The sequence below is a fragment of the Streptomyces sp. NPDC097129 genome (genome assembly GCF_055668065.1).
Map to the genome: position 1 here is coordinate 278,660 of NZ_JBVOQE010000002.1, position 17,938 is coordinate 296,597.

Annotated in this window: 15 protein-coding genes; 11 read left to right on the forward strand and 4 right to left on the reverse strand. The window is 74.4% G+C overall.

Annotated elements, in window-relative coordinates; translation table 11 throughout:
* The first annotated feature begins 86 nt into the window (after positions 1-86).
* The gene (locus AC0B9F_RS07155) at positions 87-1,151 is read left to right on the forward strand and encodes an ATP-dependent DNA ligase (protein WP_471999415.1); all 1,065 of its coding nucleotides are present in this window, start codon (positions 87-89) and stop codon (positions 1,149-1,151) included.
* A 281-nt stretch (positions 1,152-1,432) separates the two neighbouring features.
* Here the strand turns inward: AC0B9F_RS07155 and AC0B9F_RS07160 are convergent, their stop codons facing one another.
* A complete protein-coding gene (locus tag AC0B9F_RS07160) occupies positions 1,433-2,623 on the reverse strand; it encodes a zinc-dependent alcohol dehydrogenase (protein ID WP_471999418.1) in 1,191 nt (396 codons plus the stop codon).
* A gap of 192 nt (positions 2,624-2,815) precedes the next feature.
* On the opposite strand from AC0B9F_RS07160, the gene AC0B9F_RS07165 reads away from it, so the two are divergent.
* Positions 2,816-3,928 carry a DUF3048 domain-containing protein gene (locus AC0B9F_RS07165; protein ID WP_471999421.1) on the forward strand — a complete coding sequence of 371 codons (1,113 nt, stop codon included), beginning with the start codon at positions 2,816-2,818 and terminating at the stop codon, positions 3,926-3,928.
* A 162-nt stretch (positions 3,929-4,090) separates the two neighbouring features.
* On the opposite strand, the gene AC0B9F_RS07170 is transcribed toward AC0B9F_RS07165, so the two are convergent.
* Complete coding sequence (locus AC0B9F_RS07170; protein ID WP_471999423.1) at positions 4,091-4,558, reverse strand: MarR family winged helix-turn-helix transcriptional regulator; 468 nt, start codon at positions 4,556-4,558, stop codon at positions 4,091-4,093.
* A gap of 175 nt (positions 4,559-4,733) precedes the next feature.
* Here AC0B9F_RS07170 and AC0B9F_RS07175 point away from each other — a divergent pair, with 175 nt between their 5' ends.
* From AC0B9F_RS07175 to AC0B9F_RS07210, 8 genes are all read left to right on the forward strand, one after another.
* Positions 4,734-5,489: a CoA transferase subunit A gene (locus AC0B9F_RS07175; protein WP_471999425.1), complete on the forward strand. Its 756-nt coding sequence runs from the start codon at positions 4,734-4,736 to the stop codon at positions 5,487-5,489.
* Positions 5,489-6,133: a CoA transferase subunit B gene (locus AC0B9F_RS07180; protein ID WP_471999428.1), complete on the forward strand. Its 645-nt coding sequence runs from the start codon at positions 5,489-5,491 to the stop codon at positions 6,131-6,133. Before AC0B9F_RS07175 ends, AC0B9F_RS07180 begins: the two co-directional genes overlap by 1 nt.
* Entirely contained in the window at positions 6,130-7,374 is a 1,245-nt protein-coding gene (locus AC0B9F_RS07185) for a thiolase family protein (RefSeq protein WP_471999431.1), read from the forward strand. The genes AC0B9F_RS07180 and AC0B9F_RS07185 overlap by 4 nt, the downstream gene beginning before the upstream one ends.
* 23 nt (positions 7,375-7,397) lie before the next feature.
* Positions 7,398-8,171 (forward strand): protocatechuate 3,4-dioxygenase subunit beta, encoded by a 774-nt coding sequence (gene pcaH, locus AC0B9F_RS07190; RefSeq protein ID WP_471999434.1) that lies wholly within the window; start codon positions 7,398-7,400, stop codon positions 8,169-8,171.
* A gap of 6 nt (positions 8,172-8,177) precedes the next feature.
* Positions 8,178-8,780: a protocatechuate 3,4-dioxygenase subunit alpha gene (gene pcaG / locus AC0B9F_RS07195; protein ID WP_471999437.1), complete on the forward strand. Its 603-nt coding sequence runs from the start codon at positions 8,178-8,180 to the stop codon at positions 8,778-8,780.
* Positions 8,777-10,111, forward strand: a complete 1,335-nt coding sequence (gene pcaB, locus AC0B9F_RS07200; RefSeq protein WP_471999439.1) for a 3-carboxy-cis,cis-muconate cycloisomerase — start codon at positions 8,777-8,779, stop codon at positions 10,109-10,111. The genes pcaG and pcaB overlap by 4 nt, the downstream gene beginning before the upstream one ends.
* Positions 10,108-11,229, forward strand: coding sequence for a bifunctional 3-oxoadipate enol-lactonase/4-carboxymuconolactone decarboxylase PcaDC (gene pcaDC, locus AC0B9F_RS07205; RefSeq protein WP_471999442.1), 1,122 nt, complete (start codon positions 10,108-10,110; stop codon positions 11,227-11,229). Before pcaB ends, pcaDC begins: the two co-directional genes overlap by 4 nt.
* Before the next feature lie 170 nt (positions 11,230-11,399).
* Positions 11,400-12,251 carry an SDR family NAD(P)-dependent oxidoreductase gene (locus AC0B9F_RS07210; protein ID WP_471999445.1) on the forward strand — a complete coding sequence of 284 codons (852 nt, stop codon included), beginning with the start codon at positions 11,400-11,402 and terminating at the stop codon, positions 12,249-12,251.
* A 46-nt stretch (positions 12,252-12,297) separates the two neighbouring features.
* Here the strand turns inward: AC0B9F_RS07210 and AC0B9F_RS07215 are convergent, their stop codons facing one another.
* On the reverse strand, positions 12,298-14,988 hold the full coding sequence (locus AC0B9F_RS07215) for an ATP-binding protein (RefSeq protein ID WP_471999447.1): 2,691 nt from the start codon (positions 14,986-14,988) through the stop codon (positions 12,298-12,300).
* A gap of 1,068 nt (positions 14,989-16,056) precedes the next feature.
* On the opposite strand from AC0B9F_RS07215, the gene AC0B9F_RS07220 reads away from it, so the two are divergent.
* A complete protein-coding gene (locus tag AC0B9F_RS07220) occupies positions 16,057-17,148 on the forward strand; it encodes a DUF2510 domain-containing protein (protein WP_471999450.1) in 1,092 nt (363 codons plus the stop codon).
* Between the two features lie 149 nt (positions 17,149-17,297).
* Here the strand turns inward: AC0B9F_RS07220 and AC0B9F_RS07225 are convergent, their stop codons facing one another.
* Entirely contained in the window at positions 17,298-17,912 is a 615-nt protein-coding gene (locus AC0B9F_RS07225) for a TetR/AcrR family transcriptional regulator (RefSeq protein ID WP_471999451.1), read from the reverse strand.
* Positions 17,913-17,938 lie beyond the last annotated feature (26 nt).

The following is a 17,938-nucleotide window of genomic DNA, read 5'->3' on the forward strand; positions in this document are numbered from 1 at the left end:
CCCGCACACTTCGCATACCGGATGAATCACCCAAGGGCGGTCAGGATGACCGGGCGGGCATTCGGGACGAATCGTACAGTCGGAGCATGGACCTGCCCGTCATGCCGCCCGTGAAGCCGATGCTCGCCAAGTCCGTCGCGAAGATCCCGCCCGGTATGCAGTACGAGGCGAAATGGGACGGGTTCCGGGCGATCGTGTTCCGCGACGGGGACGAGGTCGAGCTGGGCAGCCGTACCGGCAAGCCATTGACCAGGTACTTCCCCGAGCTGGTGGCGGCGCTGAAGGAGCAGGTGCCCGAGCGGTGCGTGCTGGACGGGGAGATCGTGATCGCCCTGGAGGGCCGGCTCGACTTCGACGCGCTGACCGAGCGCATCCACCCGGCCGACTCGCGGGTGCGGATGCTGGCGGAGCGGACCCCGGCCTCCTTCGTGGCGTTCGACGTGCTGGCGCTCGGCGACGAGTCCGTGACCGGCATGCCGCAGACCGACCGGCGGGCGCTGCTGGCCGAGGCGCTGGCCGGCGCGACGCCCCCGGTGCACGTCGCCCCGGCGACGACGGACATCGAGGTGGCCGAGCGATGGTTCGAGGAGTTCGAGGGGGCGGGCCTGGACGGGGTGATCGCCAAGCCGCTCACCCTGCGCTATCTCCAGGACGAGCGCGCCATGTTCAAGATCAAGCACGAGCGGACGGCGGACGTCGTCGTCGCCGGTTACCGCTTCCACAAGTCCGGCCCGGTCGTGGGCTCCCTGCTGCTGGGCCTCTACGACGACAAGGGGGCGCTGCAGCATGTGGGGGTGTCGGCGGCGTTCTCGATGAAGAGGCGCGCCGAACTGGTGGACGAGCTGGAGCCGCTGCGCATGGAGGATGTCACGGGCCATCCGTGGGCGGCGTGGTCGCAGGAGGCGGCGCACGAGACGGCGCGGCTGCCGGGGGCGCCGAGCCGCTGGTCGGGCAAGAAGGACCTGTCCTGGGTGCCGTTGCGGCCGGAGCGGGTGGTGGAGGTGGCGTACGACCACATGGAGAACGGGGCGCGTTTCCGGCACACGGCCCGCTTCCGCCGCTGGCGCCCGGACCGGACGCCGGAGAGCTGCACCTACGCGCAGTTGCAGGAGCCGGTGCGCTACGACCTCGCCGAGGTCCTCGGCGGCTGACCTCCGGTCCTCGGCGACTGACCGCCCGCGCGGGGCGGCCAAGCCTCCGCGGCGACCGGTCCGTGCCTCCACAGCGACCGATCCGGCAGCGACCGCGCAGCACAGGGCGCCAACTCCCCTGCGCTGCCCGCAACTCCGGCGGCGCTGCCCGCAACTCCGGCGGCGCTGCCCGCAACTCCGGCGGCGCTGCCCGCAACTCCGGCGGCCGCTCAGGCACCGGCCTCTCGCGGCCCTTCAGGCACGCGACCCTCGCGGCCGCCCACCGGCTCACCGTTCGCGGGTCACGGCTTCAGCAGGACCTTCACCGCCCCGTCCTGCTTCTTCTGGAACATCTCGTAGGCGTGCGGTGCCTCGGACAGCGGCAGCCGGTGGGTGGCGAAGTCGTCGACGCCGAGCGGATCCTCGTCCGTGAGGTACGGCAGGATCTCGTCGGCCCAGCGGCGCACGTTGGCCTGGCCCATGCGGATCTGGATCTGCTTGTCGAACAGGGTCAGCATCGGCAGCGGGTCGGCCATGCCGCCGTAGACGCCGACGAGGGAGAGCGTGCCGCCGCGGCGGACCAGTTCGATGGCGGTGTGCAGGGCCGCGAGCCGGTCGATGCTGAAGCGCTCCATCAGCGGGCCCATCAGCTTGCGCGGCATCAGCGAACTCGCCTGCTGGGCCAGCTTGGCGGCCGCGCTGCCGTGCGCCTCGGTGCCCACCGCGTCGATCACGGCGTCGGGTCCGCGGCCGTCGGTCTGGTCGCGGATGGCGGTGACCAGTTCCTTCTCGTTGTCGAAGCTGCTCAGGTCGAACGTCTCCACGCCCCGCTCCTTCGCCCGGCGCAGCCGGTCCGGGACGAGGTCCACCCCGAACACCCGCCCGGCGCCGCGCACCTGGGCGACACGGCAGGCCATGTCGCCGATCGGGCCGAGCCCGAGCACGGCGACGCTGCCACCCTGCGGGATGTCCGCGTAGGCGACGGCCTGCCACGCGGTGGGCAGCACGTCGGAGAGGTAGACGAAACGGTCGTCGGGCGGCCCGTCGGGGATCTTGATCGGCCCGAACTGGGCCTGCGGGACCCGCAGATACTCGGCCTGCCCGCCGGGCACCGAGCCGTAGAGGCGGGTGTAGCCGAAGAGGGCGGCGCCCATGCCCTCGCCGGAGACCTGGGTGGTCTCGCACTGGGTGGGCAGCCCGTTCAGGCACATCCAGCAGTCGCCGCAGGCGATCTGGAACGGCACCACGACCCGGTCGCCGGCCATCAGGTCCGGCACTCCGGCACCGACCTCCTCGACGATGCCGATGGGTTCGTGCCCGAGGATGTCGCCGGGCGTCATGAACGCGGTCAGCACCTCGTACAGATGCAGGTCGGAGCCGCACAGCCCGGAGGAGGTGACGCGGATGACGGCGTCCGTGGGTTCCTGGATCGTCGGATCGGGCACCGTCTCCACCCGCACGTCCCGCTTGCCCTGCCACGTCACTGCCTTCATCGCGCCGGCTCCCTCCGCCGTGGGTGCGCATCCGGAACCGCTTCCGGGTACCCGGGCGGCCCCTGGCGAACCGTGAGGGGCGGTTCCGCTGAGCCGATCGGCGCAGCCGGCCCGACCGGGGCAGGACAACCGGGTATGTCCACTGATGATCCGATGATCCGACAACGGGCATTCGATGACAGGTCTGGGCGGGTGGCGACGGTGGGCACAGGACGTGGAGCGCGCGCACGACGCGCGGTGACGACGGCGGCGCTCGCGGCCGTCACGCTGACGACCGCGGCGGCCGCGGGCTGCAGCGCGGGACGCGGCGCGGCCGACGACGGACGCGACCAGGGGCGTGGGACGGCGACGGCCCCCTCGCCCAGCGGCGAGGGCACGAGACCCACGCCGAGCGGGCAGGGGCAAAGACCCACGTCGAGCGGCCGGGAGACAGGAACCACGCCCAGCGGTCAGACCTCGGCCCCCTCCCCCAGCGGCCAGGAGACCACCCCGGGTTCCGTGGTCGCGGTGAAGATCGACAACTCCCGGGCGGCCCGGCCGCAGACCGGCCTCGACGCCGCGGACATCGTCTACGTCGAGCAGGTCGAGGGCGGGCTGAGCCGGCTGATGGCGGTCTACGCGACGTCGGTGCCGTCGGTCGTCGGCCCGGTGCGCAGCGCGCGGGAGTCGGACCTGGAGCTGCTGCGCCAGTTCGACCGGCCCACGCTCGCCTTCTCGGGCGCCCAGAGCAAACTGCTGCCGCTGATCGACCGGGCCCCGCTGCGGGCGGAGACCCCGGGCCGTACCCGGGGCGCCTTCGAACGAGGCGCCGGCCGCCCCGCGCCGCACAACCTCTTCCTGCATCCGCGCGCCCTGCTGAGCCGTGAGCCCGGCGCGGCCGCCCTGACCACGGGCTTCCGCTTCGGCGCCGCACCCGCGGGCGGGCATCCGCTGGCGTCGCGCACCGTGCGCTTCCCGCTCGCCACCTTCACCTTCACCTGGTCGCCGGACCGGCACCGTTATCTGGTCGCCATGGACGGCGCGTCCGCCGTGACGACCGACGCGGGGCCGATGGCGCCGGCGACGGTCGTCGTGCAGTACGTCAAGGTGCACCCGTCCGACTTCCACGACTTCCTCGGCCACCCCACGCCGTACACGGAGACGGTCGGCGCGGGGGCGGCGACGGTGATGCGCGACGGGCGGGCCTACCGGGCCACCTGGAAGCGCCCGGCGGCGACTGAGGGCACGCGTTTCGAGACGAACGACGGCAAGCCGATGACCTTCGCCCCCGGCCAGGTCTGGGTGGTCCTCGCCAAGGCGGCCTGACCGGTACGCACAGCCCCCTCGCCTCAGGGCTGCCCCGTGCCCCGGCCGCCCGACTGCCCCCGGCCGCCCGACTGCCCCCGGCCGCCCGACTGCCCCCGGCCGCCCGACTGCCCCCGGCCGCCCGGCTGCCCCCGGCGGCCCGGCGGCCGCCGTCCGCGCCGGTCAGCTCTGCGACGCCGCGACCGGCTCCGCGGGGTGGCGCAGTCCCTCCGCCGCGTCGGCGACGCGGCTGATCAGGTCGAGGAACAGGGACTGCTCGTCGGCGGACAGGGGTGCGAGGAAGACCTGGTTCATCCGCGCGGTGCGCACGGTGAGCTTGCGGTGCGTGCGCAGGCCGTCGTCCGTCGGGCGCAGCAGGGAGCGGCGGCCGTCCTGCGGGTCGCGCACCTTGTCGATCAGACCGCGTCTGCCGAGCCGCGCGATCACCTCGGCGATGGTCGAGCGGTCCAGCCCCACCCGCTCCCCCACCGTGCGCTGGTCCAGGCCCGGTTCCCCGACGAGCGCGTTGAGCACCGCGAACTGCGGTGACGTGATCTCCTCCGAGACCATGGTGTTCCAGAGCAGGTAGTGGGCCTGCTGGAGCCGCCGGGCGAGGTGCCCGGGATGCGTCGAGAGGTCCACCGCGGCCATGTGCGCTCCCGTGGTCGTTTTCGTTGGTGTACTGAACGATACCCGGCCACTCCCCCTCTGTCTTCGGCCATGGTTTCGGCAAACGGCAGGCCTTGACGGGTTCACCGTCCGGTGGCAGCGTGAGGGGCACCTCGCTGAAATACTCAGTGCGCTGACTAAATGGAGGGCTTCCCCGATGGACAAGGTGGTCGCCTCGGCCCTGGAGGCGGTGGGTGACGTGCCGGACGGCGCGTCGCTCGCGGTCGGCGGGTTCGGGCTGAGCGGTGTGCCCAACGTGCTGATCCAGGCGCTGTACGAGCGCGGGGTCGGCGACCTGAGCGTCGTGTCGAACAACTGCGGCGCCATGGAGACGGGTCTCGCGGTGCTGCTGGCCGCGGGGCGGATCGCCCGGGTGACCGGCTCCTACATCGGCGGGAACAAGGAGTTCGCCCGGCAGTATCTGGCCGGGGAGCTGGAGCTGGAGCTGATCCCGCAGGGCACGCTGGCGGAGCGGCTGCGCGCGGGCGGCGCCGGGATCCCCGCCTTCTACACACCGGCCGGGGTGGGCACCCAGGTCGCCGAGGGCGGCCTGCCGTGGCGCTACGACGGCTCCGGCGCGGTCGCGGTGGCGTCGCCGCCGAAGGAGGTCCGCGAGTTCGACGGCACCGAGTACGTGCTGGAGCGCGGTATCCGCACCGACTTCGCGCTGGTGCGGGCGGCGAAGGGCGACCGGCACGGGAACCTGGTGTTCAGCAAGTCCACCCGGAACTTCAACCCGCTGGCGGCCATGGCGGGACGGGTCACCGTCGCCGAGGTCGAGGAACTGGTCGAGCCCGGCGCCCTCGACCCCGACGCGGTGCACGTGCCCGGCATCTTCGTGCAGCGGGTCGTGGCGCTGACCGCGCGGCAGGCGGCGGACAAGAAGATCGAGCAGCGGACGGTGAGCAGCTGATGGCCTGGACGCGTCAGGAGATGGCCGCCCGCGCGGCACGGGAGCTGAGGGACGGGCAGTACGTCAATCTCGGCATCGGCCTGCCGACACTGATCCCGAACCACCTTCCGCCGGGCGTGGAGGTCGTCCTCGAATCCGAGAACGGCATCCTGGGCACGGGCCCCTACCCCACGGACGACCAGGTCGACCCGGACCTGATCAACGCGGGCAAGGAGACCGTGACCGTGCTGCCGGGCGCCTCCTTCTTCGACTCGGCGCTGTCGTTCGCGATGATCCGCGGCGGGCACATCGATGTCGCCGTGCTCGGCGCGATGCAGGTGTCCGCCGGTGGCGATCTGGCCAACTGGGCCGTCCCGGGCAAGCTGGTCACCGGAATCGGCGGCGCGATGGACCTGGTGCACGGGGCCCGCACGGTGATCGTGGTGATGACCCACACCGCCAAGGACGGCAGCCCGAAGATCCTCAAGCAGTGCACGCTGCCGCTCACGGGCAAGGCGTGTGTGAACCGGGTCATCACCGACCTGGGCGTCCTGGACGTCACGGACGACGGCCTCGTACTCGTGGAGACCGCTCCCGGTGTGACCGTTGACGAGATCACCGACAAGACCGACGCCCCGCTCACCGTTCCGGAGAATGCGCTGTGAACCCGGTGTACATCGTCGACGCCGTCCGCACCCCGTTCGGCAAGTACAACGGCGCCCTCGCCGCTGTCCGCCCGGACGACCTGGCCGCGCACGCCCTGCGGGAACTCCTGGCCCGCACCCCGCGGCTGGACCCGGCCCGCATCGACGACGTCTACCTCGGCAACGCCAACGGCGCCGGCGAGGAGAACCGCAACGTCGCCCGTATGGCCGCCCTGCTCGCCGGCCTGCCCACCGGCGTCCCCGGCGTCACCGTCAACCGCCTGTGCGCCTCGGGGCTCGAGGCCGTCGTCCAGGCCGCCCGCGCCATCGCCGTCGGTGACGCCCATATCGCGGTGGCCGGCGGCGTGGAGTCCATGACCCGCGCCCCCTATGTGCTGCCCAAGAGCGACACACCCTTCCCGGCCGCGCACACCGAGGTGTACTCGACCACGCTCGGCTGGCGGATGGTCAACCCGGCGATGGACCCGCAGTGGACCATCCCCCTCGGGGAGAGCGCGGAGCTGATCGCCGACAAGCACAAGATCACCCGCGAGCAGCAGGACGAGTACGCCCTGCACAGCCACCGCAAAGCCGCCCACGCCCAGGCGCAGGGCCTCTTCGACGCCGAGATCACGCCCGTCCCCGTCCCACAGCGCAAAGGCGACCCGGTCCTCTTCGCCGCCGACGAATGCGTACGCCCCACCGCCTCGCTGGAGGCGATGGCCAAGCTGAAGCCGTCGTTCCGGAAGGCGAGCGCGGCGGGACGGGGGTCCCCCCGGCCGGAGACCGGCGCAGGCACGGTGACGGCCGGCAACGCCTCCCCGCTGAACGACGGCGCGGCCGCCCTCCTCCTCACCGACGAGGAGGGCCTGAAGGCCCTCGGCCGCGAGCCGCTGGCCCGGGTCTCGGCCACCGGCGTCTGCGGCATCGACCCGCGGTTCTTCGGCCTCGCTCCCGTCGAGGCCGTCAACCGGGCTCTCGCAAAGGCCGGGAAGACGCACGCCGATCTCGACGTCCTCGAACTCAACGAGGCGTTCGCCGCGCAGGTCCTCGGCTGTCTCGCCGAATGGCCGGAGCTCGATCCGGCCGTGCTCAACCCGCAGGGCGGCGCCATCGCCCTGGGCCACCCGCTCGGCGCCTCCGGCGCCCGCCTCGCCGGCACTGTCGCCCACCAACTCGCCCGCCGAGGCGGCGGAATCGGCGTCGCCACCCTCTGCATCGGCGTCGGCCAGGGCCTCGCCCTCCTCCTCGAACGCCAGTAGCTCCCACCATCCCGGGGACCCCCATGACTCTCACCCAGCACGACATCGACCAGGAGATCGCGGTCGAGCGCGCCGCGTACGAGAAGCGGCTCGCCGACGGCGCGCCCGTCGAGCACCACCCGCGGCGCGACTACGCCCCGTACCGCTCCTCCGTCCTGCGTCACCCCCAGCAGCCGCCGGTCACCATCGACGTCACCCAGGACCCGGAGCTGGTGGAGCTGCACTCCCCCGCCTTCGGCGAACGCGACGTCACGGAGATCGACAACGACCTCACCCGGCAGCACACCGGTGAGCCGATCGGTGAGCGCATCACCGTCTCGGGGCGGCTGCTCGACCGCGACGGACGCCCGCTGCGCGGCCAGCTCCTCGAGATCTGGCAGGCCAACTCGGCCGGCCGCTACGCCCACCAGCGCGAGCAGCACGACGCGCCCCTCGATCCGAACTTCACCGGCGTGGGCCGCGCTCTCACCGACGACGAGGGCCGCTACCACTTCACGACGATCCAGCCCGGCCCGTACCCGTGGCGCAACCACGTGGGCGCCTGGCGGCCGGCGCACATCCACTTCTCGCTCTTCGGCACGGCGTTCACGCAGCGGCTCGTGACGCAGATGTACTTCCCCAACGACCCGCTCTTCCCGTACGACCCGATCCTGCAGTCCGTGACCGACGACGCCGCCCGGCAGCGGCTGGTGGCGACCTACGACCACGCTCTGTCGGTGCCGGAGTTCTCCCTCGGCTACCGCTGGGACATCGTGCTGGACGGCCCGAACGCCACCTGGATCGAAGAAGGACGCTGAGCCGACATGACGAAGATCGACACGAGCCGGCCGGAGACCGTGCTGCCCACGCCGTCGCACACGGTCGGCCCCTTCTACGGGTACGCGCTGCCCTTCCGCGGCGGCGAGGAGATCGCCCCGCTCGGCCACCCGGACACCGTCACCGTGCACGGTTACGTCCTCGACGGCGAGGGCGGGCCGCTGCCCGACGCGTTCGTGGAGCTGTGGGGTCCGGACCCGGACGGGAACATCCCGCGGGTGGACGGCTCGATGCGGCGCGACCCGGCGACCGGTGGTCATCTGGGCCGCAACGGTGTGGAGTTCACCGGCTGGGGCCGGATGCAGACGGACACCAACGGCCACTGGTACGCGCGCACGCTGCGGCCCGGGGCACGCGGGCGCAGTGCGCCGTATCTGAGCCTGTGCGTGTTCGCCCGGGGCCTGCTGGTGCACCTGTTCACCCGGATCTACCTGCCCGGCGACGGCGCGGCGCTCGCCGCCGACCCGCTGCTCGCCCAGGTGGGCGACCGGCGCGACACGCTGATCGCCGGGGACGAGGGGAACGGGACGTACCGTTTCGACATCCGCCTTCAGGGCGAAGGCGAGACGGTCTTCCTGGAGTTCCCGTGACATCCGAGGCAACGGACACCGGCCTGCTCGCCCCCGGCTGGGCCGGCTCCCCGGCGGCCGCGGCGACGAGCGACGCCGCGTTCCTGCGCGCGCTGCTCGACGCCGAGGCCGCCCTCACCCGCGCCCAGGCCGCCCTCGGGCTCGCCCCGCGGCCGGCCGCCGCCGCGGTCACCGAGGCAGCCGCCGACGCGGGCGCCTTCGACATCGCCTCGCTGGCGAAGCGGGCCCGCGGCGGCGGGAATCCGGTGATCCCGCTGGTCGCCGACCTGACGAAGGCGGTCGGCGAGGAATACGGCCCCTACGTCCACCGGGGCGCGACCAGCCAGGACCTCATGGACACCGCCGCGATGCTGGTCGCCGCGCGCACCCTCGGCCTCGTCCTCGGCGACCTGGCCCGCACCGAGCGGGCGCTGGCCCGGCTCGCCGCGGAGCACCGGGACACGCCGATGCCGGGGCGGACCCTCACCCAGCACGCCGTGCCGACGACGTTCGGGCTGAAGGCGGCCGGATGGCGGTCGCTGGTGCTGGACGCGCGGGACCGCGTGTCGGCCGTACGGGACGCTCTGCCCGCGCAACTCGGGGGCGCCGCCGGGACGCTGGCCGCCTTCACGGCGTACGGCGCCCAGGACGCGACCGCGCTGCCCGCGCTCTACGCGCGCGAACTCGGGCTGCGGGCACCGCTGTTGCCGTGGCACACGCTGCGCACTCCGGTCGCCGACCTCGCCGGGTGCCTGGCGTTCACCGCCGGGGCGCTGGGCAAGGCGGCCGTGGACGTCCTCACCCTGTCCCGCACCGAGATCGCCGAGGTGGCGGAGGGCAGCGGCGGCGGTTCGTCGGCCATGCCGCACAAGGCGAACCCGGTGCGCGCCACGCTGATCGCGTCCGCCGCGCGGCGCGCCCCGCAGCTCGCGGCCACCCTGTACGGTGCGACGGCCGCCGGGGACGAGCGGCCGGCCGGGGCCTGGCACGCGGAGTGGGAGCCGCTGCGGGACCTGCTGCGCCTGGTGGGCGGCGCGGCCCGGGACGCCGCCGAACTGACCGAGACCCTGCGGGTCGCCCCGGGCGTGATGCGCGCCCACCTGGACCTCACCCACGGTCTGATCGTCTCCGAGCGGCTGTCCGCGGAGCTGGCGCCGCTGCTCGGCCGCGCCCGCGCCAAGGAGCTGCTCACCACGCTCGCCCGGCGCACCACCGAAGAGGACCGCCCCCTCGGCGAACTCCTGGCCGAACAGCCCGAGTTGAAGGGCCTCGACCTGGACGAGCTGACCGACCCCGCCCGTTACACCGGCTCCGCCGGAGCCCTCACCGACCGTGCGCTGGAGCGACGTTGACCGAGAAACTCCTCAACCACCTCATCGAAGGGCCCGCTTCCGCTCCCCCGCTGCTGCTGGGCCCCTCGCTCGGCACGTCGTACGCCCTGTGGGACGCCGTCGCGCCGGAGCTGTCGATCGGCCGTCGCGTGGTGCGCTGGGACCTGCCCGGACACGGCGGGTCGGCCGCCGGACTGATCGGTGCGGGCGCCACCGTCGCCGATCTGGCCGGCCTGGTGCTCGCGCTCGCCGACTCCCTCGGCATCGACCGGTTCGCGTACGCCGGGGTGTCGCTGGGCGGCGCGGTCGGGCTGCACCTCGCCGTGCACCACCCCGAGCGCCTCTCCTCCCTGGCCGTGATGTGCTCCTCCGCGCACTTCAACGGGGCGAGCCCCTGGCGGGCGCGGGCCGAGCGGGTGCGGCGCGAGGGGCTCGACTGGCTCGTGGAGAGCGCGGACGCCCGCTGGTTCACCCCCGGCTTCACCGTGCCGCGTCTGGTGCGCGACCACCGGGAGGCCGACCCGCAGGCGTACGCCGCCTGCTGCGACGCGCTCGCCGCGTTCGACCTCACCGGCCGGCTCGCCGAGATCTCCGTACCGACGCTGCTGATCGCGGGCCGGGAGGACCCGGCGACGCCGCCCGCCCATCTGCGCGAGATCGCGGACGCGGTCGCGGGGTCGACACTGGTGGAGCTGCCCGGGGCCTCGCACCTGGCGCCCGCGCAGTGCCCGCGGGCGGTGCTCACCGCGCTGCGCGCGCACCTCGGCGGCGGGGCGCGGCTCGGCATGGCGGTGCGCCGCGAGGTGCTCGGCGACGCGCACGTGGACGGGGCGCAGCAGCGGCAGACGCCGTTCACGGCACCGTTCCAGGACTTCATCTCCCGCTACGCGTGGGGCGAGATCTGGACCGACCCGACGCTGTCCCGCCGCGAACGCAGCATGATCACCATGACCGCGCTGGTGGCGCACGGCCACTACGACGAGCTGGCCATGCATGTGCGGGCGGCGCGGCGCAACGGGCTCACGCCGGAGGAGATCGGCGCGGTGCTGCTCCAGACGGCCGTGTACTGCGGGGTGCCGGCGGCGAACTCGGCCTTCGCGACGGCGCAGCGGGTCCTCGCGGAGGAGGACGAGGACTGAGGACGCCCTGCCGGCCGGCTGAAGGAGCCTGCGGGTGCCCGGCCGCCCGCCGAGGGAATGCCCTGCCGGCCGGCCGAGGGGGTGCCCTGCCGGTGGGCGGAGGGTGCCCCTGCTGGTCGTAGGCTCGGCCGCACCTCCCGCGGGGTGTGCGGTCGGCCTACGGTGGGGGCATGTCCACTGTTCTGGTCACCGGGGCGACCTCGGGTCTCGGGCGGTACGTCGCCTTCGAGCTGGTGCGTGCGGGGCACCGCGTCCTCGCGCACGGGCGCGACGCGGACCGCACCGAGCGGCTGGCCGCCGAGCTGCGCACGCTGGGCGACGCCGAGGGCTACGTCGCCGATCTGGCCTCGCTGGCACAGGTGCGTGAGCTGGGCGCGCGGGTCGCCGCCGCCCGCCCGGACCTCGATGTACTGATCAACAACGCGGGGGTGGGCGCCGGTTCGCCGGGCGGCGGCCGGGAGGTCAGCGCCGACGGCCACGAGCTGCGGCTCGCGGTCAACTACCTGGCGCCGGTCGCCCTGACCCGCGCCCTGCTGCCGGTGCTGCGGCGGAACGCCCCCGCCCGGATCGTCAACGTCGGCTCGGCCGGGCAGGAACCCCTCGACCCCGGCGACCCGGAACTGACCCGCCGCTACAGCGGCACGTCGGCGTACTGCCGCAGCAAGTTCGCGCTGGCCGCGCACACCTTCACGCTCGCCGAGGAGCTGGCGGGCACGGGCGTCGCGGTGAACGTGCTGCACCCCGCCACCTACATGGACACCGCGATGGTCCGCGAGGCGGGTGTGTCGCCGTGGAACTCCGTCGCGGACGGCGCGCCCGGCGTGCTCGCCCTGGCGACCGGGGACCTGGCGAACGGGGGCCTGGCGGGCGGGGACCCGCCGAGCGGGGGCCTGGCGAGCGGGGCGGCGGGCACGGGCGGCTACTTCGACGGGACGCGTCCGGCGCGGGCGCACGAGGCGGCGTACGACCCTCGGGTGCGCGAGCGGCTGGCCGCGGTGACGGAGCAGCTGCTCGCGCTGTGACGGAACGGCGGGCTCACGAGCGCGAGGCCCGGCGCCGCGCCGCTCATCAGCTGACGCGGCTCAGCCCGCGGACCGTGGCCAGTGCCTGCGTCGCCCGCTCGGCCAGCCCGTCCGCGCCGCACGAGCGGGCCAGCGCCAGGCCGCGCTCCAGCTCGGCCTCGGAGCGGGCCAGGATGCCGTGGTCGATCCGCGCGGCGGCGTGCTCGTACTGGGCGGGCGAGGCCGCCAGACAGGTGACCGCCTGCGCGGCCAGGTCGACCGCGCGGCGGCCGGTCTCCAGGGCAGCCGCGCAGCGCAGCGCCTCGCCGATGGCGGTGTCGGTGCCGAAGCGCTCGGCACGCCGGCGGGCGTCGGCAGCCAGCCGGGCGGCGCGGGCCGGGTCCTCGGCGGCCAGCGCCAGGGCCAGGTCGCCGGCCGAGGGCACCATCACCGGGTTGTGGTGGCCGCGCGCGGCGGCCGCCTTCTCCGCGGCTTCCAGTTCGTTGATGCCGTCCTTGACGCGTCCGACGGCCAGCAGCAGCCGGCCGCGCACCGAGCGCGGGTCGGGCAGCACGATCGTGGACGGATACGGCGGGGCGAAGTCGTACTGCTCGGCGATCGACCAGGCCTCCTCGGTGTGGCCGCGGGCGAGCAGGGTGTCGACCAGGTTGCAGGTCGCCGACCAGTACAGGGGCAGGCCGCGGCCGACGCGTTCGGCGAGCCGCAGCGCCTCGCGCAGGGACTCCTCCGCCTCCCGCAGCCGGCCGCGCCTGCGGTGCCCGAGGCCGACGTAGGCGTGGGCGAGGGCGAGGTGGCCGCCGCTCCAGCCGGCGGACTCGTAGGCGCGCAGCGCTTCGGTGAAGAGGGCCTCCGCGCGATCGAGGCGGTCGGTGTAGGCGTAGGCGCTCGCCAGCATCATCGGCAGTTCGAGGCCCCACTGGGCGTCGGTCCAGCCGAGTCCGGGGGCGAGGCGGCCGTTGACGAGGGCGCGGTCGCAGACCTCGACGACCTCCTCGGCGTTCTCGCCGCGGCTCATGGCGTCGAAGCCGCGCAGGATGAGCAGGGCGCGCTCGGAGTTGTCCCGGCCGGTGCAGGTGCGGGCGAGGTGGGCGAGGCGCTCGGAGCGGCCCGGGGTGGGCGCCTCACCGGCGTGGATGCCCTCCCACATGAACTGCACGGCCTGAAGGCGCAGCCGCACCGGCCCGTCCGGCATCCGGGCGGCCTCCGCCTCGACGGTGCGGACGGCCTCCTCCAGCTGGTCGTTGTGGAGCAGGGCCTGCGAGAGGCGTACGACGGCATCGACCCGGACGTCGTCGCCGAGGCCCGGCAGGGCGAGGGCCTGCCGCAGGTGGCCGATGGTCGTCGCGGGGGCGGTGAGCAGGGTGGCGCAGCCCAGTTCGAACAGCACGCGCGCCCGTACCTCGGGCAGCGGCGGCTCCTCCAGGGCGCGTTCCAGGCAGCGGCGGGCGGCGTCGGGGGCGCCGACGGCGAGGTGTTCGCGGGCGGCCTCGCGGAGCTGGTCGACGAGTTCCTCGTCGTCGTCCGGGTGGACCTGGAGCAGATGGCGGGAGGCGGCCGCGGGGCCGAGGCCGAGGTCGGTGACGAGCTGGGCGGCGATGCCGTGCATGGCGCGGCGCAGGGCGTCGGGGATGGAGTTGTAGACGGCGGTCGCGATCAGCGGGTGGACGAACTCCAGGGCGCCGTCCCGTGCGGGGCCGGCGGCCGGGTCGGGCGCGGTGAGGATGCGCGCGCTCTTGAGGAGTTCGGCGCAGCGGACGGCGTCCTCGCGCTTCATCGTGGCGAGCCTGGAGACCAGGTCGACGGTGATGGCGTCGCCGAGGATGGCGGCGGCCCAGGCGAACCGGGTGGCGTCTATGCCGAGTTGTTCGAGGCGGGTGACCAGGCCGCCGCCGCGGGCGGAGCGGTTGAGGTCGCGCAGTTCGGCGGCGGAGGACTCGGCCGGCACGAGTTCGCTGTCGCGGACCTTGGCGAGCAGTTCGACGGTCTCGTAGGGGTTGCCGCCGGTGACGGCCCACACCTCGCGGCAGAACGGGGCGTCGGCGTGCGCGCCGAGTTCGGCCCGGGTGAGGCCGGCGACGGCTTCGGGGGTGAGGGCGCTGAGGACGGCGGCGGGCCGTCCGGCGGCGGCGACGGCCTCCAGCAGGCGGGCGCTCTGTCCGGCGATCTCGCCGGGCCTGCGCGCGACGACCACGAGGACGGGCAGGTCGTCGAGGCGCTCGGTGAACGCGGCGAGCCAGCGCAGCGTCTCCTGGTCGGCCCAGTGGGCGTCGTCGATCAGCAGCACCAGCGGCCAGTCCCGGGTGGCGAGACGGCGTACGGCGACGACGAGCCCGTCGCACACGCCCTGCGGGTCGGCGTTGCCCTCCCCGGGCTCCGCTATGCCGAGGGCGGGGCCTGCTATGTCGTACCAGTCGCCGAGGTACTCGCGGGCCTCCTCCGGGAGCATCGGGACCAGCGCGGGTTGCAGCAGCTGGCGTACGACGTTGAAGGGGACGGAGCGCAGGGTCTCGCCGCCGCGGGCCGACCAGACGGTGCAGCCGCGTGCCTCGGCCAGCCGGCGGGTCTCGGCGAGCAGCGCGGTCTTGCCCAGGCCCGCCTCGCCCTGCAACACCAGCAGGGTGCCGGAGGACGTCCGGTCCGCGCACAGGTCGTCCACCGCCCGTGCGACGGCGGCGAGTTCCTGATCGCGCTCCCACAGGGAAGCCGAGGCGGCCGCCATGGGCCGTACCTCCGTCATCCCGCTACCTCCCCAGTCGCCCGAACGACGTACTGACGTCGAGCCTAGCCCCCTCGCCCACCGAACGGTGCGCCGTCACCGCAGGTGTTGCCGCGGAGAGTGAAAGGGAGTATGGGGGACGCCACCGGGGCCTGCGACGCGCGACGCCACCGTCAACGGAAGACACACGTCCGAGAATTGACGCGAAACCGACCGAATATTGACGCCGGGGTGCCGGGAGGGGTGGCCACGGGGGGTCGGCGACAGGGCGGAGTTGGTCGGCTGGGGGCGTGGACCGCGGGCCGGGGTTGGAGGTGGGCGGCGGGGCCGGGGCGGTCGCCAGGGGGGGTTGACGGCGGGCCGGGGGCCGGTCGCCTGAGGGTGTGGGCGGCGGGCCGGGATTGGGGGCGTGGACGGCGGGGTCGGGCGGGGCCGGTCGCCTGAGGGCGAGGACGGCGGGGTCGGGGGCCGATCGCCTGAGGGCGCGGACGGCGAGCCGGTGTTGGGGGCGCGAACGCGGGCCGGGGGCCGGTCGCCTACGTGGCGTGGACGGCGAGCCGGGGCCGGGCGCCTCCGGCGGGCGGGCTGGGCTCGGGGACCGCGGGCCAGCGAGGGCCTCTCGGCCGAGTCGGGCACAGACACCGGGCGGACGGGCTGTGCACGTGCACCTGGGGCACGCTGGGCGTGGTCGTGTTGCCGCGGCGGAACCCCCGCTGCCCCACGGACGGACCGCCGCGACGCCCCGGGCGGACGGGCTGGGAGTGAGGTATCGCGAAGCAACACCCCGGCCGAGAGCCCTGGACGGCAAGGCGGGGTGCCGTCAGTCGAGCAGGCAGGCTGGGCGCGGGCCCCGCGCAGCGGAGACATACGCAGGCACCCCCGGCGTAGCTACCCGCAATGCCCCGGGCCCGAGGCCCGGGGACGACGCGGCCGGCGAAGAGGGCCCGGGTCGTTTGATGGGCGCAGGCGGGCGGGGTGTGGGGGCATCAGGCGGCTCGGCTGGGCGCGGGAGTTCCCGGCGGCCGGAGTGGTGGGGGTTGGTGTGGGGGTTCTCATCCCTCTTTCAGGGTGGGCTCATACGGTGGGGGCATGACGCAGGTGACTCCTCCCGGGTGGTATCCCGACCCCGGGCAAAGCAGTGACGGTCCGGCATCCGAACGCTGGTGGGACGGCGGGGCGTGGACGGACCGGACGCGCCCGGCGGGGACGGCCGCCGCCTGGGGTCCCGCCGGGCACGCAGCGGCCGCCGAGCCGGGCGCGCAGGCCCCGGCTGATCCGTTGGGCCGGCCGGCACCCGTCGGCCCAACGGACCAGCCGGGGTACGCGGGCGCTTCCGCCCACCCGGGCCTCCCGAACCAGGCGGCGTATCCGGCATATCCGACGTACCCCGCCTATCCCGGGCAGCCGGCCGCCCGGCGTGGGCGGCGCGGGTTGCGGATCGGTATCGCCGTCGCCGCGGCCGTCGTCGTGCTGGCGGGCATCGGTGTCGGGGTCTACGCCCTGACCGACGACGGCGGCGGCACCAGCCGGCGCACCGACGCGCACCAAGGGCAGCCGGGGCCCGACGGCCGTGAAAGCGGCCCGGGCAAGCGCGGTGAGGGCGGTGACGGCGGCCAGGCGCCGTCCCCGGGGCAGAGCGAGGCGCCGAAGATCGACAGCGGGTCGGCGACCGACGTGGCCAGCGGCGTCAGCCTGCCCATCCCGGACGGCTGGTACGGCCAGGAGTACGCCGCCGGCGCCGCGGTGACCTCCGACTCCTCCTACCCGTGCCCGGGTGACGCCTCGCAGACGTGCACCAAGGGCGGCGCGTACGTGGCGCCGGCGGCGCTGCTGGGCGTGCGGGGCACCACCGCGGAGGAGGTGGCCAAGGCGGACATCGGGAAGAACGCGGAGGAGTCCTACGGCGGTGCCTCCTACGGCGCGATCACCTCGCACCAGGTGCTCGCCTCGCAGGCGGTCACCGTGGCCGGGCAGAAGGGATACCTGGTCCGCTGGAAGGCGGTCACCAGCAAGGGCGCCGACGGTTACGTCGAGTCCCTGGCGTTCCCCTCCCCGGCCGCTCCGGGGACGATCGTCCTGGTCCGCTTCGGGGTGGACGCCGACCAGCAGGTGTCGGTCATCGACGAGATCACCCGGGGGATCAGGCAGGCGAGCGGCGGGGGCAGCGGGCAGAGCGTCTGACACCCGCGCGCGGACAGCGATACGGCCGGGTGGGACCCCCCTCCGCTCAAGAGGGATCCCACCCGGCCGGGGTGCGCGCCGCCCCCGTCCCCACGGTGCGGCGCGGTCAGGTCACCGTCCAGTCATCCCATGGACGGCGGCCTGAGTCTTCAGGTGAGGCCGAGTGCCGGGAGCACGACGGCCTCCACGAACCGGACCAGGTAGTCGGAGTCCGCGTACTGCCCGTCGATGACGGGCCGCACGCGCAGGACGCCGTACAGCTGGACCGGGACGAACTCCAGCGCCGGGTGGTCCGCGGCGATCTCGCCGCGTTCGACACCGCGGCGCAGGATGGCCCGCAGCGCCTCCATCTCCGGCTCGACGAGCGCCTCGCGCAGGGCCGTGCGCAGCTCCTCGTCCTGCATCACCGCGTGCCCCAGGGCCTGGAGCAGGCTGGTGTCCGGGCCGGACCAGGCGCCGGCCTGCCGGGCCGCCTCGCGCAGGTCCCGGGCCACCGAACCGGAGTCGATGCCGGCGAACCGGCAGGCCCGGTTGGAGCGCAGCGCGGCCGCCACGAACTGCGGCTTCGTCTTCCACTGCCGGTACAGCGTGGACTTGCTGCACCGGGTGCTGGCGGCGATGCCCTCCATGGTGACGGCGTCGTACCCGCACGCCCGGATCTGGTCGAGGACGGCGTCGAAGAACTCCTGCTCGCGCTCCGGCGTGAGCTTGGAGCGGCGCGACGCGGCGACCGTCTCCGGTCCGTCCGCGGCCTGCGACGTCATCGGGGCTTCACCTCGCTGGGATCCGT

What these genes read in the sequence shown, in the direction of transcription:
- AC0B9F_RS07155 (WP_471999415.1), top strand. Translation starts at nt 87, where the DNA reads ATGGACCTGCCCGTCATGCCGCCCGTGAAGCCGATGCTCGCCAAGTCC.
- AC0B9F_RS07160 (WP_471999418.1), bottom strand. Translation starts at nt 2,623, where the DNA reads ATGAAGGCAGTGACGTGGCAGGGCAAGCGGGACGTGCGGGTGGAGACG.
- AC0B9F_RS07170 (WP_471999423.1), bottom strand. Translation starts at nt 4,558, where the DNA reads ATGGCCGCGGTGGACCTCTCGACGCATCCCGGGCACCTCGCCCGGCGG.
- AC0B9F_RS07175 (WP_471999425.1), top strand. Translation starts at nt 4,734, where the DNA reads ATGGACAAGGTGGTCGCCTCGGCCCTGGAGGCGGTGGGTGACGTGCCG.
- AC0B9F_RS07180 (WP_471999428.1), top strand. Translation starts at nt 5,489, where the DNA reads ATGGCCTGGACGCGTCAGGAGATGGCCGCCCGCGCGGCACGGGAGCTG.
- pcaH (WP_471999434.1), top strand. Translation starts at nt 7,398, where the DNA reads ATGACTCTCACCCAGCACGACATCGACCAGGAGATCGCGGTCGAGCGC.
- pcaG (WP_471999437.1), top strand. Translation starts at nt 8,178, where the DNA reads ATGACGAAGATCGACACGAGCCGGCCGGAGACCGTGCTGCCCACGCCG.
- AC0B9F_RS07210 (WP_471999445.1), top strand. Translation starts at nt 11,400, where the DNA reads ATGTCCACTGTTCTGGTCACCGGGGCGACCTCGGGTCTCGGGCGGTAC.
- AC0B9F_RS07215 (WP_471999447.1), bottom strand. Translation starts at nt 14,988, where the DNA reads ATGACGGAGGTACGGCCCATGGCGGCCGCCTCGGCTTCCCTGTGGGAG.
- AC0B9F_RS07220 (WP_471999450.1), top strand. Translation starts at nt 16,057, where the DNA reads ATGACGCAGGTGACTCCTCCCGGGTGGTATCCCGACCCCGGGCAAAGC.
- AC0B9F_RS07225 (WP_471999451.1), bottom strand. Translation starts at nt 17,912, where the DNA reads ATGACGTCGCAGGCCGCGGACGGACCGGAGACGGTCGCCGCGTCGCGC.